The organism is Bizionia paragorgiae, from assembly GCF_900107625.1.
GTDB lineage: Bacteria > Bacteroidota > Bacteroidia > Flavobacteriales > Flavobacteriaceae > Bizionia > Bizionia paragorgiae.
Map to the genome: position 1 here is coordinate 60,923 of NZ_FNQK01000001.1, position 15,611 is coordinate 76,533.

Consider the following 15,611-nt stretch of genomic DNA (forward strand, 5'->3'; position numbering starts at 1 on the left):
AAAAAAAGCACAGAAACATAACGTATATTTAAGCCCTTTTTACAAGGGGTATTAATATACATATAATAATTACCAGTAAACTCTGCTGGTGCAACAATAAATAATCTACAATGAGTTTTTTAGATTCAGTATTAAAACTATTTGTTGGCGACAAATCAAAACAGGATGTTAAGTCCATAACGCCAATCGTTGAAAAAATTAAAACATACGAAGCTGCCCTAGAAGCACTATCTAACGATGAGCTTAGGGCGAAAACAGCTGAATTTAAAGCCATAATTGCTAAAACTAGACAACCGTTTAATGACAGAATTGATGCGCTTTTAGAGGAATCTAATGCTTCGGATGATATTGATAGACGTGAGGATATTTATTTAGAAATTGATAAAATAAAAGACGAGTCTTACCTTGCTACCGAAGACACGCTTAACACTATTTTACCAGAAGCTTTTGCTGTTGTTAAAGAAACTGCAAAGCGTTTTACTAACAACACTCAAATTACGGTAACTGCAAATGCTTTCGATAGAGAGATTTCTGGTACTAAAGGCTACGTTACCTTAGAAGACGATAAAGCCATTTGGGCAAACTCATGGGATGCTGCTGGAAAGCCAATCACATGGGATATGATTCATTACGACGTACAGCTGATTGGTGGTATTGCGATGCACCAAGGTAAAATTGCAGAGATGCAAACGGGTGAAGGTAAAACATTAGTAGCAACCCTTCCGGTTTACTTAAATGCTTTAGCTGAAAAAGGCGTTCACTTAGTAACAGTAAACGACTACTTAGCAAAACGTGATAGCGCGTGGATGGCCCCTCTGTTTGAGTTCCACGGTATGAGTATCGACTGTATCGATTACCACAAACCAAACTCAGACGCTCGTAAAAAAGCGTATAACGCCGATATTACTTACGGTACAAATAACGAATTTGGATTCGATTATTTACGTGATAATATGGCAAACTCACCTAACGACTTAGTACAACGTCCGCATCACTACGCAATTGTCGATGAGGTCGATTCTGTATTAGTCGATGATGCGAGAACACCATTAATTATTTCAGGACCTATCCCTCAAGGTGATCGTCATGAATTCACTGAATTAAAACCTAAAGTTGAAGATATTGTAAACGTACAACGTCGTCACTTAACACAAGTTTTAGCAGAAGCTAAAAAACTCATTGCTTCTGGAGACACGAAAGAAGGTGGTTTCCAACTGTTAAGAGTGTATAGAGGTATCCCAAAAAACAAAGCTTTAATCAAGTTCTTATCGGAAGAAGGGATTAAGCAATTGCTTCAAAAAACAGAAAACCAGTACATGGCAGATAACAATCGTGAGATGCCAAAGGTTGATGAAGAACTGTACTATGTTATTGAAGAGAAAAATAATCAGATTGAATTAACCGATAAAGGTATCGAATACCTATCAGGAAAAGACAATCCTGATTTCTTCGTTATGCCAGAAATTGGTATTGAGATTTCTAAAATAGAAGCTCAAAACCTATCTTCTGAAGAAGAAGCGAATTTAAAAGAAGAGTTATTTAGAGAGTTCGGAGTTAAATCGGAACGTATTCATACCCTTAACCAATTACTAAAAGCTTACGCTTTATTTGAAAAAGACAACCAATATGTTGTTATGGAAAATAAAGTAATGATTGTAGACGAGCAAACCGGTCGTATTATGGATGGCCGACGTTATAGTGATGGTTTACACCAAGCGATTGAAGCTAAAGAAAATGTAAAAATTGAAGATGCGACCCAAACTTTTGCAACGGTAACACTTCAAAACTACTTTAGAATGTACCGCAAACTGTCTGGTATGACGGGTACAGCGGTTACTGAAGCTGGAGAGTTCTGGGAGATCTACGAACTTGATGTTGTAGAAATTCCTACCAACAGACCGATAGCACGTGATGATAGAGAGGATTTAGTTTTCAAAACAAAACGTGAAAAATACAATGCTGTTATTGATGAGGTCACCAAGCTTTCAAAAGCGGGACGCCCTGTATTAATTGGTACAACAAACGTTGAAATTAGTGAGTTATTAGGTCGTATGTTAGACTTAAGAAAAGTCCCTCATAATGTATTAAACGCCAAATTACACAAAAAAGAGGCCGATATTGTTGCTGAAGCTGGACAACCAGGACAAGTAACTATTGCAACCAATATGGCGGGTCGTGGTACCGACATTAAATTATCGGAGGCTGTAAAAGCAGCTGGTGGTTTAGCTATTATAGGTACCGAGCGTCACGATTCACGTCGTGTAGACCGTCAGTTAAGAGGTCGTGCTGGTCGTCAGGGAGATCCAGGAAGCTCTCAATTCTACGTATCGTTAGAAGATAACTTAATGCGTTTATTTGGTAGTGAGCGTATCGCTAAAATGATGGATAGAATGGGCCTTGAAGAAGGTGAAGTGATTCAGCATTCAATGATATCAAAATCTATAGAACGTGCTCAGAAGAAAGTCGAAGAAAATAACTTTGGTGTTCGTAAGCGTTTATTAGAATATGATGATGTAATGAACTCTCAACGTGAGGTGGTTTACAAGCGACGTCACCATGCTTTATTTGGAGAGCGTTTACGTGTGGATTTAGCAAATATGATTTTCGATATTTCGGAAACGATTACAGACAGTAATAAAACGGCTAACGATTATAAAAATTTCGAATTTGAATTGATTCGTTATTTCTCTATGAGTTCACCGATTACGGAAGCTGAATTTGCAAAATTATCACCACAAGTGATAGCTCAAAAAGTATACAAAACAGCATTCGACCACTATAAATCAAAAATGAGTCGTAATGCAGAAGTTGCTTTCCCTGTTATTAAAGATGTTTTTGAAAACCAAGGGGATAAATACAAGCGTATTGTTGTTCCATTTACAGACGGTACAAAGACATTAAACGTGGTTACCGACTTAGAAAAAGCTTACGAATCTCAAGGTAAAGAATTGGTTAACGATTTCGAGAAAAATATAGCTTTAGCAATTATTGACGATTCTTGGAAAACGCATTTACGTAAAATGGATGAGTTAAAACAATCGGTACAGTTAGCGGTTCACGAACAAAAAGACCCTTTACTTATTTACAAGTTTGAGGCCTTCGAATTGTTTAAAACAATGATTGACCAGGTTAATAAAGATGTTATCGCTTTCTTATTTAAAGGAGAGTTACCAAGTGAAACTACAGCTGCTATAAGCGAGGCTAAACAAGTTCGTGAAAAAGACAACTTACAAACTCAAAAAGATGAGATTCCGAATCTTGATGAGCGCTCGTCGCAAAACCAGGCTGCCGGAAACACTCAAGCGCAACAGCAAGTGGTAGAAACTATAGTTCGCGACAAGCCTAAAGTTGGTCGTAACGATAAAGTGACTATCAAACACGTTATGAGCGGTGAAAATAAAACTTTAAAATACAAACAAGCAGAACCTTTAATCGCTAAAGGAGAATGGGTGATTATTGAAGATTAACACTACATTTACTACTAAAAAAAGCCTGATGTTTATTATAAACATCAGGCTTTTTTTTTTATAAATAACATAACTTTATTTATTTCGCTTACAATCTCTAATCCAATTATTACTCTTTTAAAACTTACTTCAAAGAGCTGCTTAAATTATCTAGCATTAAAAACTAAAAACTCCTACTACAATCACTTGAATTAAAAACGAGTCCCTCAGTTCGCTTTATTCCAATTTCAGAAACTATAAATAGGTATATTTCTCAATTTTTATTCTTAAAACGATTAAAATAAAAAAAATTTAACAAAAGTTTCACAGTAATAATAATAAATCACTAAATTCATCAAAATTATGAAGAATTAACCATAAGTCCTTAATCAATAAAACCCTAATATAACCTACTATGAAGATTACACAATTACTATGTGCATCTGTTATTATTTTTAACAGCTGTAGTTCTACAAAAAAAATTAATAAAGATAATATTATAGGCTCCTGGAGAGTTTCAGAAATCAAAAAGTTTGATAAAGATAATTTACTACTTGACGAAAACACTCCGTTAGATTTAGAAAATCAGCAACTAAACAAAGGATCAGTATTGCATCTATTTCCAGATTCTACTTATACTGAATTAACTGAGCAGAAAGTAGAAGTAGGACAATGGTCTTTTCTTAATGATAGAGAATTTAAATATAAAAATCACAAATTAACAATAGAGCGGTTTGAAGAATTAGAGGCCAGCAAAAATCTAATAGCAAGTATTCCAAGGGAAGATCAATCAATAGAATCGGAATTTACTTTAGTTGAAGATGTATCCAAAATAAAAGATTATAAGAAAGATCCGTTTTACCCAAGTAATAATCAATGGAGACAAAAACCTTCAAAAAAAGAAAATAATGAAGAAATAATTGCTCGATTATCTAATTATTTATTACACAATGCTTATATCTTGAAAGCGGCACATGAACGAAATGAAAGTTCAGTTTCCTTTACACATTCTAAAGGGATTATTAAAGTATATCAAGGTGGAATAGGAATCGTTAAAGAGGATAAAATACATAAAGCATGGTTTGATTATTTCTATGACGAAAAGGACGCTATGAAAGCGTATCATTTATTTAATAGCTATTTAAATAACGAAGGTATTTCCACGATAAAGTCAACTGGAGATTGGGTAAAAGATGATTATGAAATATTATTAACCCTACATTCTCAAATTAGCAAAACTAAAAAAAGAGAGCATCGACGATTTATTGCAAAAAAAATCAGTTAATAACTCTTTAGCCATAAATTTATTTAAATAAGCATCACTAAATATCCCCCTAAATAATACTGCTATTATTTAGGGGGATATTTAGTTTACATAATTAATTATATACTATTTTCCTAACCCCAAAATAATATTAGGATCCGGACAATTTTGCTTGTAAAACTCTAAATCTCTTAGTGATGATACTCCGGGGTAATCGCCTATATTGCCCTGCAATTCTCTAATCACTTGAAAATGCAAATGCGGTGCATAATCACCGTTTACTGAGGCATCGCCCAAAACAGCTATCTGCTAACCTTGTTTTACAACTGTTCCTTCTTTTAAATCCCTCAAAGATTCGCGACTTAAATGCCCATATAAAGTATAAAAAGGAACGCTGTTAATGGTATGTTTTAAAATAAGCGTTGGTCCGTAATCCCCATAATTCCTATTGTCTTTAAAACTATGGATTTCGCCATCAAAGGCAGCCAACACTTTAGTACCTGATTCCACCCATAAATCCACTCCCAAGTGAATATTGCGTTCGGTTTCTGAAACTTCTGTATTAAAATACGCACTCCGTGAATAGATACTTCGACGTTCTAAATACCCTCCATAAGCCACGCGCTTGCCTTGGGCCGATAACCGAGAGCTAATATACTCTTGCCATGCCCTAGACGACGAGACATCAAATTCTTTTAAATCACGATTTGCTTCAGACAAATCTATAGGCATATAACTCGACCTATCTAAAGTCGCATCAATCACACAACAAGGAGACTGAATATTTTCGGCTAAAACAGAAGAAAACAAAGCGGTTGTCATCATAAATTTTATTTCCTTAAATGTAAAAAAAAGACCATCATGGCAGATGGTCTTTTACACTTTATTTACACTAAGATTATAGGATATTATTCTTGAAAAAACTTAACACCGTCTAATTTTTCCCATCCACCACGAGTGAAATCAGGAATTTCTACTGGAGCAGAATTATTATCTAAAGACAATTCTGTTAGAGGTCCTAAACACGACCATTCGGCTAAATCATAAACATCCATATCTAATGGCAATCCTTTTTGCAGGCAATACATTAAACGGTAGTCCATAATAAAATCCATACCGCCATGGCCACCAACTTCTTTCGCTTTCTCTTCAATATCTTTCACTATAGGATGCTTATATTTTTCCATTAAAGCGGTTTTAATATGATCGGGAGTAAACTGATGTGTATTAAATTTATCTGAAGGCGATACAATATCAGACCCTAAATCTTCAGCATTTAAAGCAAAGCCTTCTAAAGGATACTTGTTCGCGAATCCTTTGGTTCCACTCAATTGAAACATTCTTGAATACGGACGTGGTGAGGTCACATCATGTTGGATGTGAATGGTTTTACCTTTTTCGGTTTTAATCATGGTCATAGTATGGTCACCATTTCTAAAATCGGTTACCACCTCTCCTGTAGTTTCTTTAATATACGCAGGGTTTCCTACGGCTTTGGTGTCCATAGAAACTAAGTAGTTCATTTTATCTCCACGGTGAATATCTAGAGACAAGCAAGCTGGTCCCATACCGTGTGTCGCATACAAATCGCCACGGTGTTTGCGGTTGTAGTCCATGCGCCAATTATTCCAATAGTCTCCCCAATACGGTTGTAATTGGTGGATATATGATCCTTCGGCATGCAACACTTCTCCAAAAACACCTTGTTGTGCCATGTTTAAACTGGTCAACTCAAAAAAGTCATACACACAGTTTTCTAGTTGCATACAGTGTTTTCTAGTTTTTTCAGAGGTATCTATAAGCTCCCAAATTTCTTCCATTGTTAAAGCTCCCGGCACTTCTATAGCCACGTGCTTACCGTCTTTCATAGCTTGAACTCCCATTTTCGCATGGTTTTTCCAGTCGGTAGCAATATAAATCAAGTCTAAATTTGGCAAAGCTGAAAGCTCTCTCCACCCGTCCTCGCCGTAAAAAGCTTGAGCTTTAGGAAGGCCTAAGCCCTCTAAGTCGGCATTTACAGCTTCGGTACGGTCTTCCATAATATCACAAATAGCGACTATCTCGACATTTGGAATATTAGTAATTCGCGTTACCGCTCCAGAACCTCGCATCCCCAAACCAATAAACCCTACACGAACTACCGGAATAGGATCTGCTGTAAGACGCAAAACATCTTTCTGACCTGCAGCACGTATAGGAACCTCTGTTTTAATAACTGGAGATGTCGACGATTGCGTTGCTGGCTGAGTAGTGTTACACGACAACACAGTGAGCACTAACACCAATAAAAGGCTACATCCTTTTTGGAATGATAAATAATTCATGAATTTAAATTTATAAGGTTTGATTGTACTGAATATTATAGGTTTTACTTAAGTAATGTTTTACGTTTTCAAACAAATGCAATTGTGTTTTAGTCCGTATAAGATTATGGTTTTCATAACTGACTTCGTAATAGATATCATTATTAAGATAGTCTTCCAAAAAACGACAGGCTTGTTCTAAGAGAATTAAAGGTAAACTAAAATGAATAGCGCTTAGCTCTTGAGGTGTTAAAAAGTCTTGTCCTTCTTTTATATACGCTGATATAAATGCATCGTAAACGGTTTCATTAAAACGAACTTTACTCAGATCTTGCTCATCTTCGGGAGCTGTACTTGCCCCGGTTCTTAAGGCATCGCCAATATCATGTAAAACACTCCCTGGCATTACCGTATCAAAATCAATTATAGTGAGTAAATCACCATCAGAATTGAACAAAAAATTACTGACTTTGGTATCATTATGCACCACTTTTTGTGGAATTGTTTTATGTTGAATTGCCTTTGCTATAGGCTGAATAAAGTCAAAATTAGCCTGTACATATGCTATTTCCCGATCGGCGCTTAAGCGTCTTTCTGCTGAAGCATTAGCTATACTTGACAATAAATTAGAGTACCGTTTTTCAGTATGATGAAAATCTGGAATTGTCTCTATCAATTCAGACATAGGAAAATTGGTTAAAGCAGCATGAAACCTTGCGAGATACCCTCCCAATTGCCCGGCCATTTTTGGTGAGTCGATAATATGCTGCACCGTAGAAGGTATATACTTAGAAACCTGCCAAACACCATGTTCTGCCTCGACAAAAAACTCCCCGTTTATAGTCGCTAAAAACGCAATGGTTTTAAAATTGTTAGCTTGTAAATAATTGACAACATTTATCTTATTATTTAACACCCCTTGAATATTAGGGAATACCTTTTGGTTTATCTTTTGAATAATAAAGATACCACGCGAAGTATCCACTTTATACGTACTATTTATTAGTCCGCTTTGAAGCGTTTCTACACTAGAAATTGTGATAGTATCAAAATAACACTTTAATATGGTAAGCAGTTGGTCTTTCATTATATAGTGTCGTAGATTCCTTTATCGTGTAATTGCTGTAACTGAGTACGCACCTCATCCTTATCAGATTTGTAGGTCACCCCTACCCAATTGGATTCTGTAACCAAAGCTTTTACTTTAAAACGCTCTTGTTGAATCATAGCGTCTATAACTGTTGGTAATTGGTATTCTATACTCGGGTTTTGTTGCCACTGCGCAATAAAGTCGGTAATATCGTCATCTATAAAATCATAAATATCTGGCGTTAAGCCCCACATATTCATAGAAACTAAGCTGTTTTTTGCTAGCACTTTCTGTTTTCCTTCGGCAGAGAGGTAAACAATATCATCATTGGCCTTGCTTATTTTTTCTCGCTCAACGGTAGTTTGCAACCAACCGTTATTAATGGTTGCTTCCGCCCTATTAACAGTGCCATTACTACTTAATGTTTTTTCTATGGGGAATAAAACAGCACAGGGTTGCGCTTCCGACTGTAAATAATTATAGGCTAAGCGAAACGACTCGCGGCCATAAAAATCATCAGCATTAATCAATACAAAAGGTGTATTTATTTCATCTTTAGCACACCACAACGCATGAGCGGTACCCCAAGGTTTCTCTCGGGAATAAGTTTTACCTGTAACAGTAACGTCCTTTTCTTGAATAGCAAAACGTACCGGCCAGTTTCTCTGAGTAATATAGCGGTCTGTTAACAGCTCTACCATCGACTCTTGAACCACCAGAACAATGGAGGTAAACCCCACGTTTAAAGCATCAAATAAAGAGTAATCCATAATAGAATATCCGTTGGGACCAATAGCATCCACCTGTTTAAAACCACCATAACGTGATCCTAATCCTGCTGCCAATACCACTAATGTTGTGTTCATCATAAAACTTTTGTGCGATAACAAATTTATCGTTTTATTCTAAGAATCCTCCGAAATTTCATAAAACGAGTCGATTTTTACCGGTTTGTCTTGAAAAATGTAAACTTTTTGTTTATACTATTAATGTGATGTTAAATTCTAACATTCTATTGACACATAATTAGGTTTTAAAGTATCTTTATACCTCTAATACATACTATAATTAATGAATGCTTTTCTAAAATGGTTTATCCTAGTTTTGATCGTTGTTGCAGCGGGTGTATTCTCGTATTCCTATTTTAACGACGGGATTTTTAATGAGACTTTAAGTCCGAAAAAAACAGTCGCTTTTGAAGTGGACGACCTGGAGCTTAAAGTGGTTTATAACCGCCCATCAAAAAGAAACCGTGAAGTGTTTGGTGCACTAGTACCGTATAATAAAGTATGGCGAACGGGAGCCAATGAGGCGACGACTTTCGAAACAAACAAAAATCTTACGGTTGAAAACCAGGTGCTTCCTGCGGGAAAATACACCCTTTGGACGATTCCTAATGATACGGCTTGGAATGTGATTTTCAACTCTAAAATGTACCCTTGGGGCGTTAATGAAACGATGGAAGCCATGCGTGACCCTCAATATGATGTCGCTACCTTAAAAGCAGCACCTCAAAAAATAGATACAACAGTAGAACAGTTTACAATCGCTTTTGATAATTCTACCGATAATTTGTTTTTAACCTTAGCTTGGGATATGACAAAAGTTGCCGTACCTTTAAAATAACACGTATTAAATTCCTTGATTATTGACAGCTTCTAAAAAATCGGCATTAAAAGAAAACGATGGTGTTTCCCCACCAGAAACCACCAATGCTATATCTATTGCTAAGATTAAAGCCAATCGAAAAAAACACCGTTCGGTAGAGTCGCTGGTGTCTGCTATTTTGGAGGGTAATATTACTGCATTAAGTCAGGCGATTACCTTAGTAGAAAGTAAAAACCCTGAACATTTAGAAAAAGCAAATGCGATTATAAAACACTGTCTACCTCACGCTAACAAATCGGTAAGAATCGGAATTACCGGTGTCCCAGGAGTTGGTAAAAGTACTTTTATTGAATCTTTTGGAATGCACCTCACGGCTTTAGGAAAAAAGGTTGCTGTTTTGGCTGTAGACCCGAGTAGTTCGATTACAAAAGGTAGTATTCTAGGCGATAAAACGAGAATGGAAGATTTGGTAAAAAACAAAAATGCCTATATCCGTCCTTCGGCTTCCGGTTCTTCTTTAGGAGGTGTTGCCCGTAAAACACGAGAAAGCATTATTTTATGTGAAGCGGCAGGTTTTGATTCTATTATTATCGAAACCGTTGGTGTCGGTCAAAGTGAAACCGCTGTTCATAGTATGGTTGATTTCTTCTTGCTGCTCAAACTAGCCGGTGCTGGTGATGAGCTTCAAGGCATTAAACGCGGTATTATAGAAATGGCAGATACCATTGCGATTAATAAAGCCGATGGTGAAAATATGAAAGCTGCAAAGCTGGCTAAAGTCGAATTTAATCGTGCCTTACATCTTTATCCTCAGAAAGCATCACAATGGCAACCTAAAGTAACCACCTCTAGTGCGATTAACAACGACGGTATTGATAAAATATGGGAGATAATTTCTGATTATGTGACCCTAACTAAGGCCAATCAGTTTTTTGATGACAACAGAATGGATCAAAATAAATTTTGGCTGATTCAAACTATTGAAGAACAACTTAAAAATGATTTCTTTAATAATACGGAAGTTAAAATAGAACTCGCAAAACAACTTCAACTGATTGAAGATAATAAAACGACACCTTTTGCGGCTGCCGACTATCTTTTAAAGCTTAAACTATAGTTTCGGCTTTTACGAGATTATAAGAAATTCTCTTTATACCAATTTACTTGCTGCTCTACCGATTCTAACAAGGTTGTCTTCGGATTGTAATTCAGCAGGCGTTTCGCTTTTTCAATATTTGCCTTGGTACGTAATTGATCTCCAGCTCGCGCTTCCACGTTTGTAATCGCAATCGCTTTTCCTATCACTTTTTCTACGGCTTCTATCCCTTCTTGGGTAGTATGCTCTACTTCTGTCCCTAAATTTATAATTTCACCATCTACAGCTGTTTCATTTCCGATGACACTAACAATACCATCGATAATATCTCCCACATAGGTAAAGCTACGCAGGTGAGACGCACTCCCTTGATACAGAGGGAAAGCATCACCGTAATAAGCACATGCTATGAGTTTGGTATACATTTTCTCTGGGCGTTCGCGAGGGCCGATAACAGAATACAGTCTTAAAGAACATGCTTTAAACAGTGTTTCTCGACTTTTTTGAAGCACCAATTGCTCGGCTGCTAATTTTGTTACCCCATAATGAGAAGCGGGCTTTGGTGCCACATGTTCTGGAAAGGTAGCTTCCAGTCCATAGATAGATGACGTCCCTATATTTATAAAGAGCTGCAAATCGGTAAGCTGAACCGCAAAATCAATTAATTGTTTTGTCGCCAAGATATTATTGGTAAAATAATCTTCGAAGCTAGACGATGCCGAAATCCCCGGTTGAGCGGCAAAATGAAAAATATAATTAATATCCTGTGGTAAAAGAGAGCTTAAGTCGGCAGTACGCAAGTCACCAGTAATTATCTGTATGCCTTTATCAACTAAAGCCTTTGCATTCAGCTGTTTTAACTCTAAACTGTAATACGGATTAAAGTTATCAAAGCCAATAACATCATGACCCATTTCTTTCAGTCTTTCGCATGTATGCGAACCAATAAACCCTGCTGCTCCTGTTACTAATATTCTCATAAATTTCAATATCCTTCTACAAAGAAACATATTTTATTTCATACTCATTTTCAATTCTTAAAAAAACAATACATTTGCAGTATTAATACTTATTTATGAACTACGATTTTACAATAGTTGTACCGGTTTACAACGAAGAAGATAATTTATTACGTGTTGAAACCGAATTACTAGCTTACACAAAAAAAGCTTTAAAAAAAACTAAAATATTATTTGTAAACGATGGTTCTAAAGATAAAAGTCAGGAGCTAATAGAGCTGATAGCGCATAGAAACCCAGAATTTTCTTTTATATCTTTTGAGGAAAATCGCGGATTAAGTGCAGCGATTAAAGCGGGTTTTGATTATACTGAAACACCGCTTGTTGGCTATATCGATTCTGATTTACAAACCGCTCCCGAGGATTTTAATCTGTTATTACAACATATTGGCAACCACGAACTGGTAACTGGTGTTCGCGCTAATAGAAAAGATAGTTTTGTAAAGAATATGTCTTCTACCATTGCCAATGGTATACGTCGTAGTTTCACTCATGACGGGATGGACGATACGGGATGTCCGTTAAAAGTCATCAAAACCGATTACGCAAAACGCATTCCGATGTTTAAAGGTTTACACCGATTTTTACCGGCTATGATTTTGTTACAAAACGGAAAAATCAAACAAATTCCTGTCCAACATTTCCCGCGTGTGGCTGGAGAAGCTAAGTTTGGTGTATGGAACCGTTTACTTGGTCCGTTAATGGACTGTTTCGCTTATTTGTGGATGAAAAAAAAGTACATTAGTTATACGGTAGCAAAACAAGGATAATGAGCGACTGGATCATTTACAGTATCGGTTTTCTGGCGCAACTATTATTCTCGTCTCGTTTGGTTGTACAATGGCTCACCAGCGAAAAGCAAAAACGAGTGATTACACCTACCCTATTTTGGACTTTAAGTTTAATTGCATCTTTTCTACTTTTTATTTACGGCTACTTACGAAACGATTTTGCTATTATGTTAGGACAAGGTTTAACCTACTTTATATACATACGCAATCTACAATTACAAAATCAGTGGCAGCGCTATCCGGTGATTGTTAGGTATATTCTATTATTTATGCCTGCCTTTATCACTGTTTTCTATTTTAATAATAACACTATAGATGTGCAACTGTTATTTAAAAATGAAAGCATACCGCTGTGGCTTTTAGTTTTGGGAATAGTTTCACAAACGGTATTCACCCTACGCTTTGTGTTTCAATGGCTATACTCAGAAAAGCATAAAACCTCTTCTTTGCCTTTTGGTTTTTGGGCTTTGAGTTTAATTGGTTCTCTTCTTATATTAGCATATGCTATTTTTAGAAAAGACCCAGTGTTACTTGTAGGTCATTTATTAGGAGCCACCATCTATATTAGAAATTTAATCTTATTAAAAAAGCAAGATGCCCAAACTTCTTAAAAACTATCCGATTCTTACAATTTGTTTGTTGGTAGCGGTAATGCTATTGCCAAATTTAGATGCTATTCAGGTTTCTATTATGGAAGCCCGCAATTTTATTACTGCTCGTGAGATGGTGTTAAATGATAATTGGTTGCTGACCACAATGAATGAAGAACCCCGTTACCAAAAACCACCGTTTCCCACATGGCTAACCGCTTTTTCGGGACTCGTTTTTGGTGTTGATAGTGTTTTTGGTATGCGTCTACCAGCTGTTTTATTAGTGATGGTTGTGGGGATTTTTATGTATAAACTATCCCGTAGCATTTTAAAAAGTAGAAGTCATGCACTTATTAACGCACTAATTGTGGTAACTTCTTTTTATGTGATTGGAATTATTATCGAAGCACCGTGGGATATTTTTGCCCATGGATTTATGCTCGTTGCTATTTATCACCTACACAAATTATTTAACGCAAAAGGTATGGTGTGGAAACACACGTTAATCGCTGGTATTTTTATTGGATTTTCCCTGTTAAGTAAGGGACCGGTTTCCTTTTATGCGCTATTATTACCCTTTTTACTAGCTTATGGCTTTACCCTAAGTTATAAAAACCCAAAAGCGAAAGTATTTTCTTTTTTTAGTGTCCTTGTTATAGCTTTAGTTGTTGGTGGCTGGTGGTATGTTTACGTACGCCTTAACGACCCTACAACTTTTAATGCAATTACCGAAAAGGAAACGGGGAATTGGACGAGTTATAATGTGAGACCTTTTTATTATTACTGGAGCTTTTTTACCCAAAGCGGATTGTGGACTATTCCCGCAGTAATTAGTTTACTATATCCCTATTTAAAATCAAGAGTCAGCCATTTTAAAGCCTATAAATTTAGTCTACTTTGGACTATCCTAGCTGTGGTATTACTCTCCATTATCCCTGAGAAAAAATCACGTTATCTCATGCCGGTATTAATTCCCTTAGCTTTTAACATCGGGTTTTATATTGAATACCTCATCAGACGATTTAAAGACCTTAAAGATAAGCGCGAAACACTACCTGTTTATTTTAATTTCGGACTCATAGCTACTATTGGAGTAGCTTTTCCGGTGGTGTTTTATGTGCTATTTAAAAATGATATCCAACACCATTGGTTAGCCTTTTATATTGCCTCGTTGGTATTAGTTTCCCTGGGAGGCCTCATTTTACAGCAACTGATTAAGAAAAACATAAAGCAGGTGTTTTTACTTAGCGTATTGTTTTTTTCGGCTGTATTTATCGTAGGACTACCGCTAATCGGACTGTTTAAAAATGATAATTTCAGATCGGTTGCCAGTTTAAAATCTGATAATGACAAACGCGGGATTACCTTGCACGCCTTAAATTACGTTGCACCAGAAACCATTTGGCAATACGGCGATATGATGCCGCAGATTCACTTTAGTGAAAACGCCTATCAATTTCCTTCAACACCAAAATTTGGAATACTTACCAATCGTATATCACCTGAAGAACTAACACTTATAAAAGCTACTTATAACGTGAAAGAAATAGGAACTTACGATTTAAACCAGGCCAAAGAAGGCTCTAAGCAGTATAATGACCGTTTAACAAACACCTTTTATATTCTAACTAAAAAGTAAGAGCTTACCTCCTACCGCGAAACCGAAGCCGGTAATACCCTTATTAAATCGTTTTTACAATGTAACTGCTGGGTAAAAACTAAACCTCCAAAAACCGTAAGGTTGAATTATCAAACCTGTGGTTTATTAGGCGTATGAATACCTTTTCCTAACCTCACTACTTAATTACGGTAAAGCGTTTCTGAATGTAGCTATCTAACCTATAAAAAGCGTATCCAGAGATTGCTCCAAAAATACCTCCACATAAAATATCTAATGGAAAATGCACTCCAATATAAATACGGCTATAGGCCATAAGTAAAGACCACACAATTAATATATAAATTAAGTATTTAAAGCGGTACTGAAGCATTTTACCTGTAAATATAGCAACCGCCATACTGTTACTTGCATGACCAGAAAAATAACCATACTGACCACCACAATACGATTTTACTAAACGCATCACATCTACCAAACTCGCGTCATGACATGGTCTTAAACGTTGAAAACCACTTTTAAATAAGTTCGTCACCTGATCGGTAAATGTTATCATAAAGACAATAACAACTAGAGTGAGTATAAACATTTTAGTAGGACGTTTTTTATACATTAAAAACACTAAAATAGCATATAAGGGTATCCAATTAAATTTGGCTGTATAAGACATCCAAAAGGCATCCCAGTACACGTTACCTAGGCCGTTTAAGAATAAAAACAGTTCTTTGTCTAACTCTATAAGTTGTTCTATCATATCATATATTTTGATGGGTACGTCCTAGGTTA

Annotated in this window: 13 protein-coding genes; 7 read left to right on the plus strand and 6 right to left on the minus strand. The window is 36.2% G+C overall.

Annotated elements, in window-relative coordinates; translation table 11 throughout:
* Positions 1-110 precede the first annotated feature (110 nt).
* Complete coding sequence (gene secA, locus BLV64_RS00300; RefSeq protein WP_092130990.1) at positions 111-3,467, plus strand: preprotein translocase subunit SecA; 3,357 nt, start codon at positions 111-113, stop codon at positions 3,465-3,467.
* A gap of 394 nt (positions 3,468-3,861) precedes the next feature.
* Positions 3,862-4,731 (plus strand): hypothetical protein, encoded by an 870-nt coding sequence (locus BLV64_RS00305; RefSeq protein WP_092130992.1) that lies wholly within the window; start codon positions 3,862-3,864, stop codon positions 4,729-4,731.
* A gap of 288 nt (positions 4,732-5,019) precedes the next feature.
* Here BLV64_RS00305 and BLV64_RS00310 read toward each other — a convergent pair whose 3' ends face one another.
* The 4 genes from BLV64_RS00310 to BLV64_RS00325 form a co-directional block, all read right to left on the minus strand.
* Complete coding sequence (locus BLV64_RS00310; protein WP_317042092.1) at positions 5,020-5,535, minus strand: peptidoglycan DD-metalloendopeptidase family protein; 516 nt, start codon at positions 5,533-5,535, stop codon at positions 5,020-5,022.
* 83 nt (positions 5,536-5,618) lie between these two features.
* A complete protein-coding gene (locus BLV64_RS00315; protein ID WP_092130994.1) occupies positions 5,619-7,034 on the minus strand; it encodes a Gfo/Idh/MocA family protein in 1,416 nt (471 codons plus the stop codon).
* A gap of 10 nt (positions 7,035-7,044) precedes the next feature.
* On the minus strand, positions 7,045-8,100 hold the full coding sequence (locus tag BLV64_RS00320) for a phosphotransferase enzyme family protein (protein ID WP_092130997.1): 1,056 nt from the start codon (positions 8,098-8,100) through the stop codon (positions 7,045-7,047).
* Positions 8,100-8,972, minus strand: coding sequence for a sugar phosphate nucleotidyltransferase (locus BLV64_RS00325; protein ID WP_143034111.1), 873 nt, complete (start codon positions 8,970-8,972; stop codon positions 8,100-8,102). The genes BLV64_RS00320 and BLV64_RS00325 overlap by 1 nt, the downstream gene beginning before the upstream one ends.
* 202 nt (positions 8,973-9,174) lie before the next feature.
* Between BLV64_RS00325 and BLV64_RS00330 the strand changes: the two genes are divergently transcribed.
* On the plus strand, positions 9,175-9,729 hold the full coding sequence (locus tag BLV64_RS00330) for a DUF2911 domain-containing protein (protein WP_092131001.1): 555 nt from the start codon (positions 9,175-9,177) through the stop codon (positions 9,727-9,729).
* Positions 9,730-9,751: 22 nt separating this feature from the next.
* Complete coding sequence (gene meaB / locus BLV64_RS00335) at positions 9,752-10,828, plus strand: methylmalonyl Co-A mutase-associated GTPase MeaB (protein WP_092131002.1); 1,077 nt, start codon at positions 9,752-9,754, stop codon at positions 10,826-10,828.
* 17 nt (positions 10,829-10,845) lie between these two features.
* On the opposite strand, the gene BLV64_RS00340 is transcribed toward meaB, so the two are convergent.
* Positions 10,846-11,787, minus strand: coding sequence for an NAD-dependent epimerase/dehydratase family protein (locus tag BLV64_RS00340; RefSeq protein WP_092131003.1), 942 nt, complete (start codon positions 11,785-11,787; stop codon positions 10,846-10,848).
* Positions 11,788-11,882: 95 nt separating this feature from the next.
* On the opposite strand from BLV64_RS00340, the gene BLV64_RS00345 reads away from it, so the two are divergent.
* From BLV64_RS00345 to BLV64_RS00355, 3 genes are read left to right on the plus strand one after another with little or no spacing between them, the layout of a single operon-like run.
* Positions 11,883-12,596, plus strand: coding sequence for a glycosyltransferase family 2 protein (locus BLV64_RS00345; RefSeq protein ID WP_092131005.1), 714 nt, complete (start codon positions 11,883-11,885; stop codon positions 12,594-12,596).
* Positions 12,596-13,228: a lipid-A-disaccharide synthase N-terminal domain-containing protein gene (locus BLV64_RS00350; RefSeq protein WP_092131007.1), complete on the plus strand. Its 633-nt coding sequence runs from the start codon at positions 12,596-12,598 to the stop codon at positions 13,226-13,228. Before BLV64_RS00345 ends, BLV64_RS00350 begins: the two co-directional genes overlap by 1 nt.
* Positions 13,212-14,846: an ArnT family glycosyltransferase gene (locus tag BLV64_RS00355; protein ID WP_092131009.1), complete on the plus strand. Its 1,635-nt coding sequence runs from the start codon at positions 13,212-13,214 to the stop codon at positions 14,844-14,846. Before BLV64_RS00350 ends, BLV64_RS00355 begins: the two co-directional genes overlap by 17 nt.
* Positions 14,847-15,003: 157 nt before the next feature.
* On the opposite strand, the gene BLV64_RS00360 is transcribed toward BLV64_RS00355, so the two are convergent.
* The gene (locus BLV64_RS00360; RefSeq protein ID WP_092131011.1) at positions 15,004-15,579 is read right to left on the minus strand and encodes a phosphatase PAP2 family protein; all 576 of its coding nucleotides are present in this window, start codon (positions 15,577-15,579) and stop codon (positions 15,004-15,006) included.
* Between the last annotated feature and the right edge of the window lie 32 nt (positions 15,580-15,611).

Excerpts from the sequence above, each read along its gene's own strand:
- secA (WP_092130990.1), top strand. The coding sequence starts at position 111 with ATGAGTTTTTTAGATTCAGTATTAAAACTATTTGTTGGCGACAAATCA.
- BLV64_RS00305 (WP_092130992.1), top strand. The coding sequence starts at position 3,862 with ATGAAGATTACACAATTACTATGTGCATCTGTTATTATTTTTAACAGC.
- BLV64_RS00310 (WP_317042092.1), bottom strand. The coding sequence starts at position 5,535 with ATGATGACAACCGCTTTGTTTTCTTCTGTTTTAGCCGAAAATATTCAG.
- BLV64_RS00315 (WP_092130994.1), bottom strand. The coding sequence starts at position 7,034 with ATGAATTATTTATCATTCCAAAAAGGATGTAGCCTTTTATTGGTGTTA.
- BLV64_RS00320 (WP_092130997.1), bottom strand. The coding sequence starts at position 8,100 with ATGAAAGACCAACTGCTTACCATATTAAAGTGTTATTTTGATACTATC.
- BLV64_RS00325 (WP_143034111.1), bottom strand. The coding sequence starts at position 8,972 with ATGATGAACACAACATTAGTGGTATTGGCAGCAGGATTAGGATCACGT.
- BLV64_RS00330 (WP_092131001.1), top strand. The coding sequence starts at position 9,175 with ATGAATGCTTTTCTAAAATGGTTTATCCTAGTTTTGATCGTTGTTGCA.
- BLV64_RS00340 (WP_092131003.1), bottom strand. The coding sequence starts at position 11,787 with ATGAGAATATTAGTAACAGGAGCAGCAGGGTTTATTGGTTCGCATACA.
- BLV64_RS00345 (WP_092131005.1), top strand. The coding sequence starts at position 11,883 with ATGAACTACGATTTTACAATAGTTGTACCGGTTTACAACGAAGAAGAT.
- BLV64_RS00350 (WP_092131007.1), top strand. The coding sequence starts at position 12,596 with ATGAGCGACTGGATCATTTACAGTATCGGTTTTCTGGCGCAACTATTA.
- BLV64_RS00355 (WP_092131009.1), top strand. The coding sequence starts at position 13,212 with ATGCCCAAACTTCTTAAAAACTATCCGATTCTTACAATTTGTTTGTTG.
- BLV64_RS00360 (WP_092131011.1), bottom strand. The coding sequence starts at position 15,579 with ATGATAGAACAACTTATAGAGTTAGACAAAGAACTGTTTTTATTCTTA.